Consider the following 16,363-nt stretch of genomic DNA (forward strand, 5'->3'; position numbering starts at 1 on the left):
TGCAATGCCTGCAGCGGTTCCCAAAAGCTGCAGGGGGCGGCGCGTGACAAGACCGTATACCCAAAGACCCATCATTTCACGGCACCAATTCGGCAAGAGACGGATTGTCGGTGGTCAGCGTGCCGTGTCGCATCGACCATTGTTTCTCCATGCGCTCGGCGACCCTCAGATCGTGCGTCGCGATAACGAGCGCAGTTGACGTGCCGTCTATCTGTCTGAGAAGCACATCGATCAATGTCCTTGCCGTTGCCACGTCAAGCTGGCCGGTCGGCTCGTCCGCAAGGATCAATCGCGGTTGCGTTACAAGAGCTCTTGCCAAAGCGACACGCTGGGCCTGCCCGCCCGACAACTCTTCCGGAAGCTTCCCCGCCAGCCCATCGAGCTGGAATTCAGTGAGCAAGGCCATCGCGCGTTGATCAGGCAGGCCATTCCCGCCTGAAACGATCAGCGGTAAGGCTACATTCTCAAGAACCGTCAGAGCGGGAAACAAACTTTGTGATTGAAAAACATAGGTAATTTTCTCAGGCCGCAGGGTATCTCCGGCACCGAGCGCCGGCCAGACCACAATCCCTCGGGTGGGCCGGTCAAGGCCGCCCAGCAGATAGAGAAGCGTAGACTTGCCACTTCCGGAGGGGCCGGTAAGCGCAATCCGATCCCCGGATATGATCCGGCACGATGACGGCTGCAGGACCGTGCTCACGCCGGATGTTCCGTCCGGAAAGTCCCTTGCAACATCTTTTGCATCGACCAGACATTCAGTCATGGACCACCTTCCCGTCCCTCAATCTGAGAACACGATCCGCGATACCGGACATCGCATCGCTATGGGTCGCAACGAGCGTCGACTTGCCGGCCTGTCGCCGTTTTTTGAAATGCTCGATCAGGTGCGATTCAGTTTTTCTGTCAACTTCAGCTGTGGGCTCGTCGGCGACAAGCAGCACGGGGTCTGCCGCAAGCGCTACAGCCAACCCTGCGCGAGCCGCCTCCCCCCCGGACAGCTCATTCGGATAACCATAGGCACGATGCCGCAGATCGACTGTCGAAAGCAGCATTTCGATGCTGTTCATGTTTGCCATGCCGGCCAGGTGCATCTGAAGTTCGATGTTTTCGGTCACGGTGAGGTGCGCAAGAAGGTTCGGCACCTGTTGCAAAATGCCCAAACGCGTCGCCCTTATGGATGCTCGAAATGCTTCGGAGCGCCGCGTGATCCTCTCACCGGCGATGATGACGTAACCGCCGTCCGGTTCTTCAAGGCCTGTCAGACATGACAGCAAGGTCGATTTACCGCTGCCCGACGGTCCGGTAATCGCTACAATCTCGCCATGCCCAACCTGAAGGCTGACGCCACGCAGTGCCGCCGTTTCATCATCCCCGTTATGGTAAAATCGGTACAATTCATGGGCTTCGATGAGCGGCATATCATTGCCAGCGAAACGATTGGGACATCATGCGCCATTGATCTGCATTGTCCGCTCCAAATGGTGCATACAGATCGAGCTCGGCAAGTTTTCCATTCCTGAAGTAAAGGTAGCGTCTGTTCTCAAGCCGAACCTGTTTGTTCGTGACCGCGTTTGGCTCGGAATCTGAAGTGTATGAAATCAGGATGGCATTGCCACCAGATACCTTTACGGCGCGAACGCCAGCGACCTTGACCGCTTTTCCAGCGGCCTCCATTTTGGGAACATAGTCTCGCTTTACGGATTCTACCGAGGGCGGCGAAGCGGCGGCGGAAACCATAACCACCACACCGTCCAATTTGTCAGTAAAGCTGACGCCGTCCGGTCCGTCCTTCCTTGCCCATCCTTCGGGAACCTTCAAAGAAAAGCCAAGAGCGGAGCGATACTCGATAAAGACTTGGGTATCGGGGATGTCTCCGGGTGGATTCTTTTCCGTCGCAGAATCCTCAACCTGAGGCATTGATGCCGAATGCGCTGCCGGCAATGTTAAACAAGATGATGTGACAGCAGCTCCGAGCACCAAGGCGATCGTGACCGCAGGGTGTTTTTCGAGATATTTGTTCATGGTCATTCCTTCGTGCGCGCCACCATGCGCCATCGAAAACCATAAACATCCAACTTTACGACCGCTTGACCGCTACCATACGGTTCGGTAAGGCGAGAATTGTATTTGAAGAGCAATATCCGGGCGCTTTTGAGATTTGCGGAAAAAGGACCGATGTAAGGTCGTCCGCCAATATCATCGTAGAGAATTCCGACTTCGCGAATCCCAAATTGACATTGCGAAGAGTGCTATCGCACCCACCGACCGCTGATGGAAGGAAACGCCACGTTGTTGAAGGGTTTTCAGGCGGCCGTTGCTCGCAGCAAGTTCAGGATCGCATTCTTGAGCTCTGCAGGGCCGTTGATCAGCGTATCGGCTCCTGCCAAGTCGAGTTCCTCCCGGCTACCGTACCCCCAGGTTACGCCAATCGCTTTCATATTGTTCGCATGCGCCCCGGACACATCGAATTTACGATCGCCCACCATCACGCATCTGTTCGGATTCAGCTGGTTCTCTGCCAGAATATGCGCGATCAACTCCGGCTTGTGATCTGTCACAACACCGGGTTCTGAACCGTAAATTCCGGCGAACAAGCGGTTCTGTTCAAGATTTTCCAGAATCCTTCGAGCAAAGAAGACGCGCTTTGATGTCGCCAGAAACAGGTTCATTCCCGCAATGCGAAGGGAATTCAGTGCGGAGGGAATCCCATCATAAAGCGTGCTCATCAGAAGTCCCCGAGCGCTGTAGTCGCTACGGTAGGCATCGACTGCGTCAGAGATGCGATCGTCGCCGTAGGGTTCGAGCAGATATCGCATCACCTCCTCGATCGGAGGTCCGATCAACGCTTCAATATCCATAACCTCGGGCGGCTCGTGTCCGAGCGCACGCAGGGCGGCACGACAGCTGGACACAATGCCGGGTTGCGAGTCGATCAGTGTGCCGTCGAGGTCCAGAAGAATGGAAAGATCAGAATTCGGCATTTGGATTGGATTTCCCATCGCTTTGACTTTTTGTATCTGCAACGGCCCCCGTCGTACCCCCAATTCCCATCCGCTTGGCAGCAACAGTAGTTCGAGATTTCAGAATATGGCAGGTTCAAGTTGCGGTTTTCGTCTGAGTGTTCCGGCAATCAGGTGCACACACACCGCAGTAAAGACAATCAGCGCGCCAATGATCGTGCTTGCACCGGGTGTTTCGTTGAATGCGAGCCAAACCCAGAGAGGCGCCAGCGGAGCGTCCAACGATCCAATCAAGGCCGTCTCGATTGCCGGAAGATGCCGGGCACCCAGTGTGAACAGCGCAAGACCAACGGCTGAATTAACAACACCAAACAGAGCCAGGATCAAAAGCTCATGACTGGTAATGGCAAGCGGATCACCGAGCGGCCAACACACCAAACCACTGAGCAAAGCCGACAGACAGGCGGCCGGCATGATCGGGATATTCTGATAACGCCGCGCGATAACCATCATGATGGCCATACAGACGGTAAGTCCAAATGCCAGGACGTCGCCCAACAGTCCGCCTTCCATGCCCAGCCCCATCATCAGCGCCACACCGGCAAGGGCAAACAAACTTGCAATGATGGCGCTGCGTGTGGGTTGCTCATTCAGAACGAGCCAACTCAAACCCGCGGCAACGAACGGAACCGTGGCGTAAATGACCGCACCATGGGCGACGGTCGTGTGCCTGAGCGATGTGATGAAAAAGATCATTCCGATCGCGGATACGGCCGCGAACATCCATCCCGGCAAACCCATCGTTCGAAACGCCAGCCAACTCTTTCGACCTTCCAAAGCGAAAATCACCAATGCAATTGCAATCGCACCGAAGATGCCGCGCCATGCCAGCATCGTCCAGCTATCCAGCGGAATAAGCCGTGTGAAAAATCCTGCCGTGCTCCAAGCCACCGCAGAGCCTGTAACAAACACCAGTCCCAGTCGATATCCCGCCGCACTCATCGATCCGCCTTTGATTGAACAGAAACAATATAGGCCCACTGCTGACATCCTGGTGTCAGGAAACAATGAGATTTGAAATTGGATTTCTCGTTGCCCAATATGGCTTCCTCTTGCTCCGTATCGATCACCTTCGTTCCATTGGACAATAAGCGCATGATGCTGCACACATCACGCACACAAGCAATCATGCCGTGAACACCGGGGCCTTAAATGTTCTTCCTGATCTCCAAAGTGGCGGGCTACGTGGTCCTGCCGTCCAATATCATCGGGCTTCTCGGTATTTTGGGCATGTTCGCCCTGATCCTAGGGTTTCGCAGGACAGGTCTGTCATTTCTCGTGATGTCAGTTGCGCTACTTGCAATCCTTGGCTGGTCTCCTGCAGGACCAGCAGCCCTACTGCTTCTTGAGAACCGCTTTCCACAACCCAGCATTACAGGGCCAGTTGCCGGCATCATCATGCTCGGAGGCGCCGTCGACACGCACATAACAGCCGGACGTCATAGCCCCGCTTTGAACGAGGCAGCCGAAAGGCTGACGGCAACGGCTGAACTCGCCCGGCTTCATCCTGATGCGCGTGTATTGCTGTCCGGCGGTGCCAATCATCTTGTACACGACAGCTCCCCGACGGAATCGCAGATTGCCAAAGATGTGCTTGTCTCTATCGGTCTACCTGAAACCCGCATCAGCATTGAGGAGCTTTCGCGCAACACGTGCGAAAACGGATCGGAAACCGCCGCAGCGTTTCAAGCCAAGCCAGGGGAACAGTGGCTGCTGGTGACTTCGGCGAGCCACATGCCACGGGCCGTTGCGTGTTTTCGTGCTGCCGGTATGAACATAACTCCCTATCCCGTGGATTATCGCACCCGCGGGAGCGCAGATTGGCTCAGACCCGTTTCGACCATTGCCACAGGTCTTGCCGCATCTGATCTTGCGATGCATGAATGGCTGGGGTTGTTCGTTTATCGTGTCCTTGGTTTGACCGAGGAGTTATTTCCGTCCCCTCGGAACCCGGTGTAGATCCGATCTCGGTCTCGATTGGCTGTGACAGAGGGACCTATGCTTCCGCGCCCGTTTTTCCCGGCTTCAAGCTGATGGGCCTTGAACGAAAGTGCTTCGCGGGGCGGTTTTTCCAGATTATCCGATGTATGGCTCACGGGACGCTTTACGGAATTAAACGACCCTTGTCGCTTTGGCGGACACGAGTTAGATCAACCGCTCGATTGTTGATAATGGCTTCCATCGAAAAATAGCCCGTTACGGTTGCCAGATCGAAGTTTGTAATAAGTTTTTGATAAAAAGCGTCATAGCCTGACATCCCACGGGTTGCGACCTTGATCAAATAGTCCCAATCCCCGCCAATTCGGTAAAAATCGATAACCTCTGGCAACTGGTCGACGTGTTTGCGAAAATCATCAGACCATTCCTTGGAGTGGTGGCGCGTGCGGATCATGACAATCACGATCAGATCGAAACCAAGCACCTCCAGATTGATGTCAGCGTGTGCGCCTCGCACCATGCCGATGGCGTGAAGCCGTTGGAGTCTCCGCCAACATGCATTTTGCGATAGCCCCACCTGGTCGGCCAAATCACGTTGCGATGCGACCGCGTTTCGTTGAAGGCAGGTCAGAATTTTCAGATCAAAATCATCAATTTTCTCGGATTTATCGATCATTTTACCCGTACTAGCTCCAAGTTGTCAAAAAATCGGTGAGGATTTGAAGAGTGAGGGGGAATATAATCTCTGTCAAATCCTATCTGGAGACCGCCAGTGCAAGAGCCAGCCAATACCCGCCAATCAGCAGTTCCAATGGCAGTTCTCGCCAAATTCCGAAGCAGCCTCGATGTGGCCGATCCCGTCGTCATGCTACGCGAGGGTCTCATTGGTTCGCAGGCCAAAGTCGACGGGCCGTTCGGCTTGAAAGATCTCGTCTATGCCGATTACGTCGCTTCCGGACGGGCGCTCAAACAGGTCGAGCATTTTATCCTCGAAGACGTGTTGCCCTATTATGCAAACAGCCATACCGAGGCCTCCTACTGCGGAGGCATGATGACACGCCTGCGCCGGGCTGCGCGCGCAGTGATCGCGGAATGCTGCGACGCGGACCACAACCACGCAGTCATCTTTGCAGGGTCCGGAGCAACTGCGGGCATCAATCGGCTTGTTAATCTGCTTGGTGTCTCCAAGGCTGTTGCGTCGGGCCAGCGGGTTTGCGTGATCATCGGACCTTATGAGCATCACTCGAATATTCTGCCCTGGCGAGAAAGCGGCGCGCAGATCATAGAAATCGCCGAAGGTGTCAACGGCGGCCCGGATCCCGTGCTTCTGACAGAAGCGCTGGAGAGCGCCACCGCAGATCTGAAAGTCTGCTCTTTTTCGGCCGCGTCCAACGTGACAGGGATCATGACCGATGTCGCGGCAATCACGAAGATCGCCAAATCGGCAGGCGCAAAGATCGTCTGGGACTATGCCGGTGCCGGACCTTACCTGCCAATCTCAATGCGCCCCGAAACGGACGTCGAGATAGACGCGATTGTCATATCGCTGCATAAATTTATTGGCGGGCCGGGAGCAACAGGTATCCTGATTGTTCGTCACGATGCCGTTACCGCAAGCAAGCCCTCTTGGCCAGGTGGCGGCACTGTGAAATTCGTTTCGCCAACGGGCCATGATTACAGCGACAGCCTTGAAGCGCGCGAGGAAGCGGGCACGCCCAACGTCATCGGTGACATTCGAGCGGCACTTGCTTTTCTGGTCAAACAGGCGATCGGATTGGATGACATCAAGCGGCGCAACGATGAACTGACGCACAAGGCATTTGCGGCATGGCAGAACGTTCCAGAGATCGAACTGCTCGGCTCCTGCCTCTTACCACGGCTTCCGATATTCTCGTTCCGAATCAGAAACGCTAAAGGCGGGTATGTCCACCAGCAATTGATCACGCGGCTGCTGAGCGATCGGTTCGGCATCCAGGCCCGGGGAGGTTGCGCCTGCGCGGGGCCCTATGTGCACCGGTTGCTGTCGATCGATGCCGACGCCTCGCAACGGATGCGGCTGGCGATCCTCGCTGGCAACGAGATCGAGAAGCCCGGATTTACCAGACTCAATCTGAGCGTTCTTTTATCAGATGAAAAAGTCTCCTTCATCCTGCAATCTGTCGCTCAGTTGGCGCGCGATGCTCCTTCATTTGAAGCGCTCTACACATTCGATCCGGCACACGCGATTTTCTCGCCGCGTGTTTCGGACTTTAAGGACGCTGTCCATGCATAGGCCCGACGTTACCGCCTTCTTTGACCCGCGCACATTTTCGATTCAGTACGTGGTCAGCGATCCGAAGACCAGGGCTTGCGCCATCATCGATCCGGTCCTCGACTTCGATGAGAAGTCGGGCACGACAGCCACATACAATGCCGATCTGCTGCTCGACTTTGTCCGTGCGCAAGATCTGCATGTTCAGTGGATTCTCGATACCCATCCGCATGCCGACCACATGTCGGCCGCAGCCTATCTCAAAGGGATCACGGGTGCGCCAATCGCCATTGGCGCAAGAATTGTCGATGTCCAGAAGATCTGGTCGCAGATCTACAATTGGCCGGATTTGCGCATCGATGGAAGTCAGTGGGACCGGCTGTTCGTTGACGGCGACACCTTCTCCATCGGCAGCATCGCAGCCGGCGTCATGTTCTCGCCGGGCCACACGCTTGCATCGATAACCTATTCGATCGGCGACGCGGCGTTTGTGCACGATACGATTTTCATGCCCGACAGCGGTACAGCCCGTGCGGACTTTCCAGGCGGAAGCGCCAGCACGCTATGGGCGAGCATCCAGAAAATCCTCGCCCTGCCCGGAGACACGCGCATATTTGTCGGACATGACTATCAGCCCGGTGGACGGGAACCCCTATGGGAAAGCACGGTCGACCGTCAGAAAGCTGAGAATATCCATCTCAAAGGCTCACCAAACAAAGAGGACTTTGTCTTGATGCGCGAGAACCGAGACCGGACGCTGCCAATGCCAAAACTCATCCTGCACGCCTTGCAGGTCAACATCAACGGCAGCCGGCTTCCAGAGTTGGAAGAGAACGGCATACGCTATCTCAAGCTGCCGATGAATGCGTTTCAAGGCACACCATGGAGCTGACTTCCATCTCGAGCCCAGGACAAAAATGCACCGGAATCATTAGATAATTTCCAATTTCTGGGACGCTTGTTAAAGGCCTATCCATCACTTGATTTACCGTATCGTACTTCCCTTTCGGCCTTGGTTGCGTACCATCTGAAATGAGGCAACTGCGATGTCGGGAGCCGACAAATGCCAATCCGACGGTAACCGGTTTCGATCAGGAGGCCACCATGCCAATCAGCGCCAGTTTGATTATCACCCGACTGAAGAGCGACTTGCTGCAATTCGCCGTTCTTGCGGTTTATCTCTACGTTTGCCTGAGTGCCATCATCCTCTACAAGATCACGATTGTCGGCAGTTCCGGTGATGGGTTCTGGCCCTTCGGGCTCCCTGCCCTCAAGGCCTTGCTGTTGGCCAAGTTCATCCTGCTGGGGCACGCCGTCCATCTGGGCGATCGTTACAGCGATCGCCGGATCATCAATGTCATTGCCTCCAAGGCCCTGCTCTATCTGGCGCTGCTGATCGCACTCTCGATACTTGAGGAGGTTGTGGTGGGGCTCATCCATGGAAGGACAGCCGCCGCATCGCTTTCCGACCTTCTTGGCAAGGCACCCCAGATATTCGCCACCAGCTTCATCATGCTGCTTGTCCTGATCCCCTATCTCGCATCACGAGAGATCAGCTCCGCATTCGAGGGCGGCCTCTGGCGCAAATTGCTCGAGAAGCGCAGCGGATTGCAATCCCAAAACGCGAGCCATGGCAACACATGATGAGCGGCCTGGCATTGTACGAACTGCCCGTAAGCACATTATTTTCGTTCGCCGCAACGTCGCTGATCATCGAGCTGACGCCAGGGCCGAATATGGCATACCTGGCTGTTATCGCCGCGAGCGATGGTCGCCGATCAGGATTTGCCACCGTGGCTGGAATTACGCTCGGTCTTGCCGTGGTGGGACTTGCGGCATCATTGGGTCTGGCGGAAATAGTAACGCAATCTCCCGGCCTCTACGCGGCCCTGCGTTGGGCAGGTATTGTTTTCCTGCTTTATCTCGCCGTCGACGCTTGGCGGGACAGCTCAACTGAGGTTGGTCCCGTGGCAGAACCCGCAAGCAAACATTTTGCGCGCGGCCTCATGACCAACCTCCTCAACCCGAAGGCGGCGGTCTTTTACATTGCCGTCTTACCAACCTTCCTCGACGACGTCGCCCCCACGCTCAGCCAAACCTTGGTGCTCACAACCATTTACCTCTTGGTCGCAACGGCAATTCACTGCGCCATCGTGATACTCGCAGGCTCGCTGGGAACGGTCCTGAACGAGCCATCCCGCGAGCGTTTCATCCGCCGCTTCCTGGCAATTGTCCTTGCCGTTGTCGCTGTCTGGTTCGCATGGACGACACGAAGATGAAATTGATCCGATGATCGCTTGAGGTCGGCTTATCGCCATCGGCCATCGGCACATTTACCGTATCGAATCTGTATATTCGAGCGGACCGTGTTTTCGTTGGATTGCCGTTGTCCTAGTCTTCAGACGAAATGAACATGGAGAACTTCGATGTCAGGCAAAACCGGTAAAATCCTTCTCTTGAGCGGACTGATAGGCCTTGGTTTAACATCCGGCGTCATCGCGGCTTCGATGAAGGAATTGCAAGGTGCGTGGACCATGAACGGTACCGACTGCGCTGATACGTTCAAGAAAGTCGGCAAAAAGATTGAGTTCAAGGACCGCGGCGCCTCAACGACAACCGGCTTGCTGATCGTCGGAAGCAAGGTATCCGGGCCGATGGCGATATGCACCACACAAAGCGTGCGCAAACAGAAAGACCGTTTGTCCGCACGGCTTTCATGCACCGATTCAATGATCCAGAGCGATGTCACGGCTACTTTTAAAATCGTCGGCCCCGAAGAATTTCAGCGCTTCGATCCGTTTGGCGACAATATGTATGTCACCTATCACAAGTGCAGCATGTAAGGATCTTAAGAGCCGACGTTTCCGGATTCCACCATTCCTGTTAAGTCTTCGCTTCTCAGGCGAACGGTTTGTCGTCGGAAGGCTACACACAATCAGAGCCGGATGAAGCCATGCTCGCTCCACCCGGCTCTGATTGTGTGTTGCCTTCCGACAGTCAATGTCTGCCCTGGATATCCCGCGGACCCACGATCAGTCCTCAACAGGCTCCCACGTTTTGTCAGGATTGAACGAGGTTATTGTTTTGACGATCTTCGCGGTGTCCGGACCAAGGTCCTTTTGATAAACGGTCCCGTGGTGACTGACGACAAAGGTCATGATCCCGGTCTCGCCATAGACTGCCGGTGAAGCAATCATGGCATGTCCCGCAATCATGTGGCCGTTGATAACGAAATTATACTTCCCGCCGGCAATATTGCTGCCTTGCGACGTGAGGATTCGGAATCGATAACCGAAATAACCGTGGTCCGAGCCGGCACTGGCTTCGATTTTGGCGGCATCTCCCAGATTGCCGGCAGGGCTCTCCTCACCTCCAGCCGATTTCCAGTAGAGCCCGTTTTGCTTGCCTTCGTCGCTTATGATTTTCTGAGCGAACTCAAGCACGCCATCGCCCTCGTGGTCCACTTGTGCATAGGCCGCCTGCGCGAGGATTTCATTGCGGCATATGTCGATTGCCTCAAGTTCGTTCTCGCCGATACGACGCGCCAGGACCTCCTCAAGGCCCGCAAGCGTATCGAACCGCCAGCCGCTGTCGTGCTTCACCAGGGGAAACGGGAATGGCCAGGCGAGATTTCCCAGGACCACTTCCTTGCCGCCGTCCTCGCGGTCCTCCATTGCGGTTTGTTCCTTGGATGCCTGTTGAAGTTCAGTCAGGCGCGCGTCGAAATCGTCCGATTTCTTTGCCTCTTCCGGGTTAAGACCCAGCAATTTTGCCAGTGCGCCGACATCCTTTGTTTCAAGATCCTTCTTGAGGGCATCCACCGCTTCGCCGGCGTCCTTGAAGGTCAAGGGTTCAGCGCCAACGAAGCGTTGCAATGACGGTTCGGCTGCGAACGACGGTACAGCCATTGAGATGAGCGTTGATGCAAAAAGTGCTTTCAGAACGTGTCTGGACATTTTTCAAAATCCTTCAAAGGAAACTGCGGTGGTTCTTCATGGTCAACGGCGATGGAAACGACCGCCGCCGCCAAATCCATGCCTCACGCCTCCACCACCCGCGCCAAGCCTGTCGCCGCCACCGAAGTTACGGCTGAAATTGCCACGCTGGGAGAATTGCCTGACTTCATGGCCCGGAGCATAATTGCCGAATGCACTTGGCTGTCTTGGGCGATGGTCGGCACGAGCCGCCATTGTTTGCCTGGGCCGGGTGTTGCCGGCAATATTGCCTTTGGCCGGGTTGGGACGGACAGCATTGTTGTTGGCAGGCCGCGTGGCCGCCCGGTTCGCACGGTCATTTGCAACGTTCCCGCCAACCCGTTCCTTCAAGCCGCTCTGCACGTCGCGGCGAACGTCCGCACTGCCAACTCTCGAGCCGGCGCCGGCGAAACCCGACGTATTTCCGATGCGGTCGCCGCCCTTCACATCGAGGCGGTTTCCGTTGTTCTGACGGATATTGTTGGTGATGGAATTCCGGTCGAAATTGAATTTGCCGCTGTCAAAATTGAGGTTGCTGATATTGTTCTTGTCAAAGTGGAAATCATTACGGTTGAAATTGTTGACATTCACATTGACGTCATTCCCTCCCCACGAATGCCAGTTGTTCCAGTCCACGGCAGCGCCAAAGGCAACACCGGTAACGAAACCTGCCCAGTAAGGCGCATATGGGTAGTAATAGGACGGATACGGACTCCCGTAGACGATCGGCGCCGCTGCGACGTAAGTCGGGCTCGTCAGGATAATCGGATCGTATTCCGGAACGTAGGTCACCTCCTTTTTGACAGGACGGATGACAACGTTGCTCTTTTGCTTTTCCACGATGATCTTGTCATTGGACTTGATCACCCCTTGGGAAACGGCCTTGTCCCTCAGCTGCTGTACGGCAACGAGGACATCCTTCTGCTGGTCAACCACGGCAGTGCCGAGTTGCTGGGTCCAGTTCAGGTCGTCATTCATCATTTTGACAACGGTCGGATAATTGAGCAGCGAGACGATGCTGCCATCCCAAGACTTATCCGGCTTTTGATCCGGCTTGGACTTGGCTTCTTCGAGGAAGCGCTCGGCCTGCACGATTTGCAGCGGATTAAGCGCAGCGGACAGCACCAGAGCCACCAGGTCATCCGGATAAAGCGCAATGCGTGCGACAAGCGTTTGCAGTTCGGTGTTCGAAAGCAGCTTGGGTGCTTCAGCGACCGCGGTGGCAGGCGGGGCCGCAGCCGTTTGTGCCTGAGACCATACGGGCGTGATGCTGCCGCAGAACAGCAAAATCGCCGAAGCTGCGATGGCCATCGCCTTTGGATATAGTGACATACTTGCTTCTCCTCAATGAATTGTGTTCGGAGTCCAGGCGTTGATAACGATCGGCGACGGCAACCTCGCGACACGAATCGGCACACCTGTGCAACGATGGTGCGACAGTGCGGTTCCGTGTGATTGACCGTTGCATTGTGCGCAGCGCTCCCATTGGTTATTGGGGAGCATTAGCGTTCAACGGCTCTGTCGGCGTAAGTACGTAACTGTTAATTTTTGCCGAATTTCAGTTTCCGATGTAGGGCTGAGGTAATCCGCAAGCTTGTTTCAGATCGGCGAACTGAGCTTGCGGACCAGACGTCAACCGGGGAGTGAATATGACACGGATTCTCATCGCGGACGACCATGAGATCGTTCGGCAAGGCGTCAGAGCCATTCTCTCTACGCGGGAACGCTGGGAAATCGTTGCCGAGGCTGAGAACGGGCGCGATGCGGTTGAGCAGGCTCGTCTTACCGACCCCGAAATTGCCATCCTGGATTATGCTTTGCCGTATATCAATGGCGTCGAAGCTGCCCGTCAGATCCGCCTCCACAACCCTAAAACCGAAATCCTTATCTTTACCCAGCACGACAATGAAGCTTTGCTTCGCAACATTCTTGAAGCGGGCGTTCGGGGATATTTGCTGAAGTCGGATGCAACCCACCATCTGATCCAGGCTGTGGAGGCGCTGGAACATCGTCAACCGTTCTTCACCAAGGCGGTCTCGGACATACTCGTATCCTCTTACCTCGCAAAATCTGATGCATCGCCCAGCATCCTGACATCGCGGGAAACGGCAGTCGTCAAACTTATTGCCGAAGGACACAGCAACAAGGAGACGGCAGCGGTCCTCGGACTGAGCGAAAAGACTGTTGAAAGCCACCGCTCCGCTGCCATGCGTAAACTGGATGCCAAGTCCACGGCTGCGCTTGTCCGCTTTGCGATACGAAACCGGCTCATTGAAGCATGAATTCAGGCATGCCCTTCCGGGTGCGCCACAGGTTCTCGAGGAAACAACCGATGCCAAATGCTCTATCCGACCATGCGTCTTCCAGGCGAAACAAGTTGCCGAACGACGTGCGCCCAATAGGACAGCGCGCCGCAACTGGCCTGATGCGATTGTCATCTCCTCTGCCGATTCTGCTGGCCTGCGTGGTCGTATTGGGGGGATGTGCCGGCCATCCCAAGGGGGTCATGTCCCCTGTCGCGATTTCCAACAAAACCGGAGGTTCGAATGTGGACATGCTTGTCGTGACGAGCCGGGTCCCATCCGACGATCCAGCCACACTGTTCACGGGAGAACGCAGCCCGCATCCCTATCTGACGGATATCTCGGTTTCGATCCCATCGGACAGCAAACGCAAGGCTGGCACGGTTCAATGGCCCAAGAAACTGCCGCCCAATCCCGATACGGATTTTGCCGTTACGCGTGTCCAGCAGCTCAAATCCGTCGATCAGGCCCGAACATGGTTCCGGGCGCATGTCGTCGGCGGGCACGCGCTGGTCTTCGTGCATGGATTCAACAACCGCTATGAGGATTCGGTCTTTCGTTTTGCCCAGATCATCCATGACTCGGGCGCCAAGGTGACACCGATCCTCTTCACCTGGCCGTCCAGGGCCAGTCTCTTCGATTACAATTACGACAAGGAAAGCACCAATTATTCGAGAGTGGCTTTCGAGCAAACATTGCGCACGCTTGCCAATGATCCGAACGTCAAAGACATCACCGTCATGGCTCATTCGATGGGAACATGGCTGGCCATGGAGTCCTTGCGACAGATGGCTATCCGTGACGGCCGCGTTGCCTCAAAGATCGACAACGTGATCCTGGCTTCACCGGATATCGATGTCGATGTCTTCGCGCGCCAATGGACGGAAATGGGTGAAAAGCGACCCAAATTCACGATATTCGTCTCCCAGGACGACCGTGCGCTCGCAGCCTCCCGCTTCATCTCGGGTGATGTGCAACGGCTCGGGGCCATCAATCCCGCCGACGAGCCCTACCGCAGCAAACTCGAACAAGCCGGAATTACGGTCATCGACCTGACCAAGGTCAAAGGCGGAGACAGCCTCAACCATGGCAAATTCGCAGAGAGCCCGCAGATCGTGCAGTTGATCGGCCAGCGCCTGGTAACCGGCCAGACCCTCACCGATTCCAACGTATCACTCGGTCAAGGTGTAACGGCGGTGATAGCTGGAGGTGTCAATGTCGTCGGCAAGGTCGCGGCGACAACCGTCAGCACGCCGATCAACATTCTGGAAGGCCAGAAACGCGCTCCGGTCAAATCGGATAAATTCCATGAAACACTGCAGGACAAGGCGCAGTCCCGCGAGCTGAGCTATTGAGCCAACCCATGGCACATGAACGGGAGAACGACCCACCATTCCTGATCTTTCACGGCGGCCCGTTCTATCAGCTGCAGCTGGATGCTGGTATCGCGCGGACGGGTGATCTCAATTCCGCGGTTCGCGCCATCATGTTCGTGGCCGCGGCGTGGCGTGTGCCCCTTCTGCTCGCAGTGGCGGCCGGAACCGCTCTGGGTCCTCTCGAGCTGCGGCCCTATCTCCTCGATCCCGGCGTGTGGGCAAGGTCCTTCTTGGCGATCGGGTTCCTCATTCTGGCCGAAACTCAGGTGGAGAATCAGCTCCGGGACGGCGTAAAGCAGTTCTTCGCAGGGCAGCTTGTCACCGAAAACGCGCTTGGCGCTGCCCGATCAGCGATGGTGAAAGCGCTGGAGCGCCGAAACTCGATCTGGGCTGAACTCATCTGTCTGTTGTTTGCCGTCACCGCATCGCTGCTCCTGCTTTCGAACACGCAGAACCAGACAGCGTCCTCCTGGGCAGTCACGGTTACCAATGCCCAAAGGTCGCTGAGCCCTGCAGCGTGGTGGTCGGTCATTGTCAGCAACACGCTTTTCTGGTTCCTTCTATCGCGCAGCGTGTGGCGGCACGTTATCTGGTCACTCTTGCTTCTGGCCTTGTCGCGGCTGGAAACAAGATTGGTTGCAACCCATCCGGACGGTCATGCCGGTCTGGCCTTCGTCGGCCGCTATCCCAATGCCTATATGCTGTTCACAGTCGCAGTCAGCAGCGTCGTATCTGCCGCCGTCACCCACCAGATCTTGCACAGCACAATAACGGCTTCAGCACTTGGAGCCGTCATGGCACTGTCGCTGATCGCCTTATCCGCATATTTCGGAATACCGCTGCTTTGTTTTGTTCGGCAGATACTTGACCTGAAGAAGCGGACGCTTCTTGCTGCATCCACAGTGGCCACAAATTATCAAAGACAGGTGGAACGCGGCACCCTTGGCAAGAACGTCGTTGCCGACGACGACAATGCCGACGTGCATGAGGAATTTGCCGACCCCCGGGAAATTGTTCGAGGCGGCAAAGAAGCTATCACCGATGCTGGTGACGCGATCGACTCTCATCCCGGTTTTCGCAGCAGCACTGCTACCGTTCGTTCTGGTCGGGCTCACGCAACTTCCCTTCAAGGAACTTCTGCCCATCGTGAAACGCCTGCTGCTGCTTTGAAAAACGTTATGGACTAGCCACCCTTTTTGCCTGAACTCACGGCATCTGCGTTTTCCTGGAGCCGCTCTGCCAGCATCGTGTAGGCAATGTAATATTTGTAGATGTTGCCGACATATTGCACCGTTTCCCGGCCGACGATGTCCGCGGCCGAATTCTCCACATTGCCAAACCAGATATTCGGATTAAGACCAAGGTCTGCGGCCCTCTTCCTAAACTTCTTCAGGTTTCCCGGGCCGGCGTTGTAGGCGGCAAAGGCAAGCAACTCGCGTTCACGCGCATTGAGCCCCGGTTCGTTAAGATAGGTATCCATAAGATAGCGCAAATATTTCGA

General features: G+C 55.7%; 18 protein-coding genes. 9 read left to right on the top strand and 9 right to left on the bottom strand.

The window, feature by feature from the left end:
* Positions 1–76: 76 nt before the first annotated feature.
* The 5 genes from ACZ25R_RS04070 to ACZ25R_RS04090 all read right to left on the bottom strand — a co-directional run bounded on the left by ACZ25R_RS04070 (position 77) and on the right by ACZ25R_RS04090 (position 3,962).
* Positions 77–763: an ABC transporter ATP-binding protein gene (locus tag ACZ25R_RS04070; RefSeq protein ID WP_472460117.1), complete on the bottom strand. Its 687-nt coding sequence runs from the start codon at positions 761–763 to the stop codon at positions 77–79.
* Positions 756–1,418: an ABC transporter ATP-binding protein gene (locus tag ACZ25R_RS04075; protein WP_472460118.1), complete on the bottom strand. Its 663-nt coding sequence runs from the start codon at positions 1,416–1,418 to the stop codon at positions 756–758. The genes ACZ25R_RS04070 and ACZ25R_RS04075 overlap by 8 nt, the downstream gene beginning before the upstream one ends.
* Position 1,419: 1 nt before the next feature.
* Complete coding sequence (locus tag ACZ25R_RS04080; RefSeq protein ID WP_472460119.1) at positions 1,420–2,022, bottom strand: hypothetical protein; 603 nt, start codon at positions 2,020–2,022, stop codon at positions 1,420–1,422.
* Positions 2,023–2,303: 281 nt separating this feature from the next.
* Positions 2,304–2,981, bottom strand: a complete 678-nt coding sequence (locus tag ACZ25R_RS04085) for an HAD hydrolase-like protein (RefSeq protein ID WP_472460120.1) — start codon at positions 2,979–2,981, stop codon at positions 2,304–2,306.
* A 99-nt stretch (positions 2,982–3,080) separates the two neighbouring features.
* Positions 3,081–3,962, bottom strand: coding sequence for a DMT family transporter (locus tag ACZ25R_RS04090; RefSeq protein ID WP_472460121.1), 882 nt, complete (start codon positions 3,960–3,962; stop codon positions 3,081–3,083).
* A gap of 210 nt (positions 3,963–4,172) precedes the next feature.
* Here ACZ25R_RS04090 and ACZ25R_RS04095 point away from each other — a divergent pair, with 210 nt between their 5' ends.
* Entirely contained in the window at positions 4,173–4,979 is an 807-nt protein-coding gene (locus ACZ25R_RS04095) for a YdcF family protein (protein ID WP_472460122.1), read from the top strand.
* Positions 4,980–5,124: 145 nt separating this feature from the next.
* On the opposite strand, the gene ACZ25R_RS04100 is transcribed toward ACZ25R_RS04095, so the two are convergent.
* Positions 5,125–5,634, bottom strand: coding sequence for an Lrp/AsnC family transcriptional regulator (locus ACZ25R_RS04100; RefSeq protein WP_472460123.1), 510 nt, complete (start codon positions 5,632–5,634; stop codon positions 5,125–5,127).
* Between the two features lie 135 nt (positions 5,635–5,769).
* Here ACZ25R_RS04100 and ACZ25R_RS04105 point away from each other — a divergent pair, with 135 nt between their 5' ends.
* From ACZ25R_RS04105 to ACZ25R_RS04125, 5 genes are all read left to right on the top strand, one after another.
* The gene (locus ACZ25R_RS04105; RefSeq protein WP_472460124.1) at positions 5,770–7,230 is read left to right on the top strand and encodes an aminotransferase class V-fold PLP-dependent enzyme; all 1,461 of its coding nucleotides are present in this window, start codon (positions 5,770–5,772) and stop codon (positions 7,228–7,230) included.
* Positions 7,223–8,101 carry an MBL fold metallo-hydrolase gene (locus ACZ25R_RS04110; RefSeq protein ID WP_472460125.1) on the top strand — a complete coding sequence of 293 codons (879 nt, stop codon included), beginning with the start codon at positions 7,223–7,225 and terminating at the stop codon, positions 8,099–8,101. Before ACZ25R_RS04105 ends, ACZ25R_RS04110 begins: the two co-directional genes overlap by 8 nt.
* Before the next feature lie 212 nt (positions 8,102–8,313).
* Positions 8,314–8,853 carry a hypothetical protein gene (locus tag ACZ25R_RS04115; RefSeq protein WP_472460126.1) on the top strand — a complete coding sequence of 180 codons (540 nt, stop codon included), beginning with the start codon at positions 8,314–8,316 and terminating at the stop codon, positions 8,851–8,853.
* Entirely contained in the window at positions 8,853–9,488 is a 636-nt protein-coding gene (locus tag ACZ25R_RS04120) for a LysE family translocator (protein WP_472460127.1), read from the top strand. The genes ACZ25R_RS04115 and ACZ25R_RS04120 overlap by 1 nt, the downstream gene beginning before the upstream one ends.
* A 147-nt stretch (positions 9,489–9,635) precedes the next feature.
* Complete coding sequence (locus ACZ25R_RS04125; RefSeq protein ID WP_223616054.1) at positions 9,636–10,052, top strand: hypothetical protein; 417 nt, start codon at positions 9,636–9,638, stop codon at positions 10,050–10,052.
* 189 nt (positions 10,053–10,241) lie between these two features.
* On the opposite strand, the gene ACZ25R_RS04130 is transcribed toward ACZ25R_RS04125, so the two are convergent.
* On the bottom strand, positions 10,242–11,165 hold the full coding sequence (locus tag ACZ25R_RS04130; RefSeq protein WP_472460128.1) for a DUF2950 domain-containing protein: 924 nt from the start codon (positions 11,163–11,165) through the stop codon (positions 10,242–10,244).
* A 42-nt stretch (positions 11,166–11,207) separates the two neighbouring features.
* A complete protein-coding gene (locus ACZ25R_RS04135; protein ID WP_472460129.1) occupies positions 11,208–12,515 on the bottom strand; it encodes a DUF3300 domain-containing protein in 1,308 nt (435 codons plus the stop codon).
* A 317-nt stretch (positions 12,516–12,832) separates the two neighbouring features.
* Here ACZ25R_RS04135 and ACZ25R_RS04140 point away from each other — a divergent pair, with 317 nt between their 5' ends.
* The 3 genes from ACZ25R_RS04140 (at position 12,833) to ACZ25R_RS04150 (ending at position 16,049) form a co-directional block, all read left to right on the top strand.
* The gene (locus ACZ25R_RS04140) at positions 12,833–13,465 is read left to right on the top strand and encodes a response regulator (RefSeq protein WP_472460130.1); all 633 of its coding nucleotides are present in this window, start codon (positions 12,833–12,835) and stop codon (positions 13,463–13,465) included.
* A gap of 143 nt (positions 13,466–13,608) precedes the next feature.
* Positions 13,609–14,841: an alpha/beta hydrolase gene (locus tag ACZ25R_RS04145; RefSeq protein ID WP_472460131.1), complete on the top strand. Its 1,233-nt coding sequence runs from the start codon at positions 13,609–13,611 to the stop codon at positions 14,839–14,841.
* An 8-nt stretch (positions 14,842–14,849) separates the two neighbouring features.
* On the top strand, positions 14,850–16,049 hold the full coding sequence (locus tag ACZ25R_RS04150; RefSeq protein ID WP_472460132.1) for a hypothetical protein: 1,200 nt from the start codon (positions 14,850–14,852) through the stop codon (positions 16,047–16,049).
* Here the strand turns inward: ACZ25R_RS04150 and ACZ25R_RS04155 are convergent.
* Positions 16,046–16,363: transglycosylase SLT domain-containing protein (locus ACZ25R_RS04155; protein WP_472460133.1), on the bottom strand; the 318-nt coding region annotated here is incomplete at its 5' end. The two genes, ACZ25R_RS04150 and ACZ25R_RS04155, sit on opposite strands and share 4 nt — an antisense overlap.

It is taken from the genome of Phyllobacterium sp. RCAM01083 (assembly GCF_055685835.1).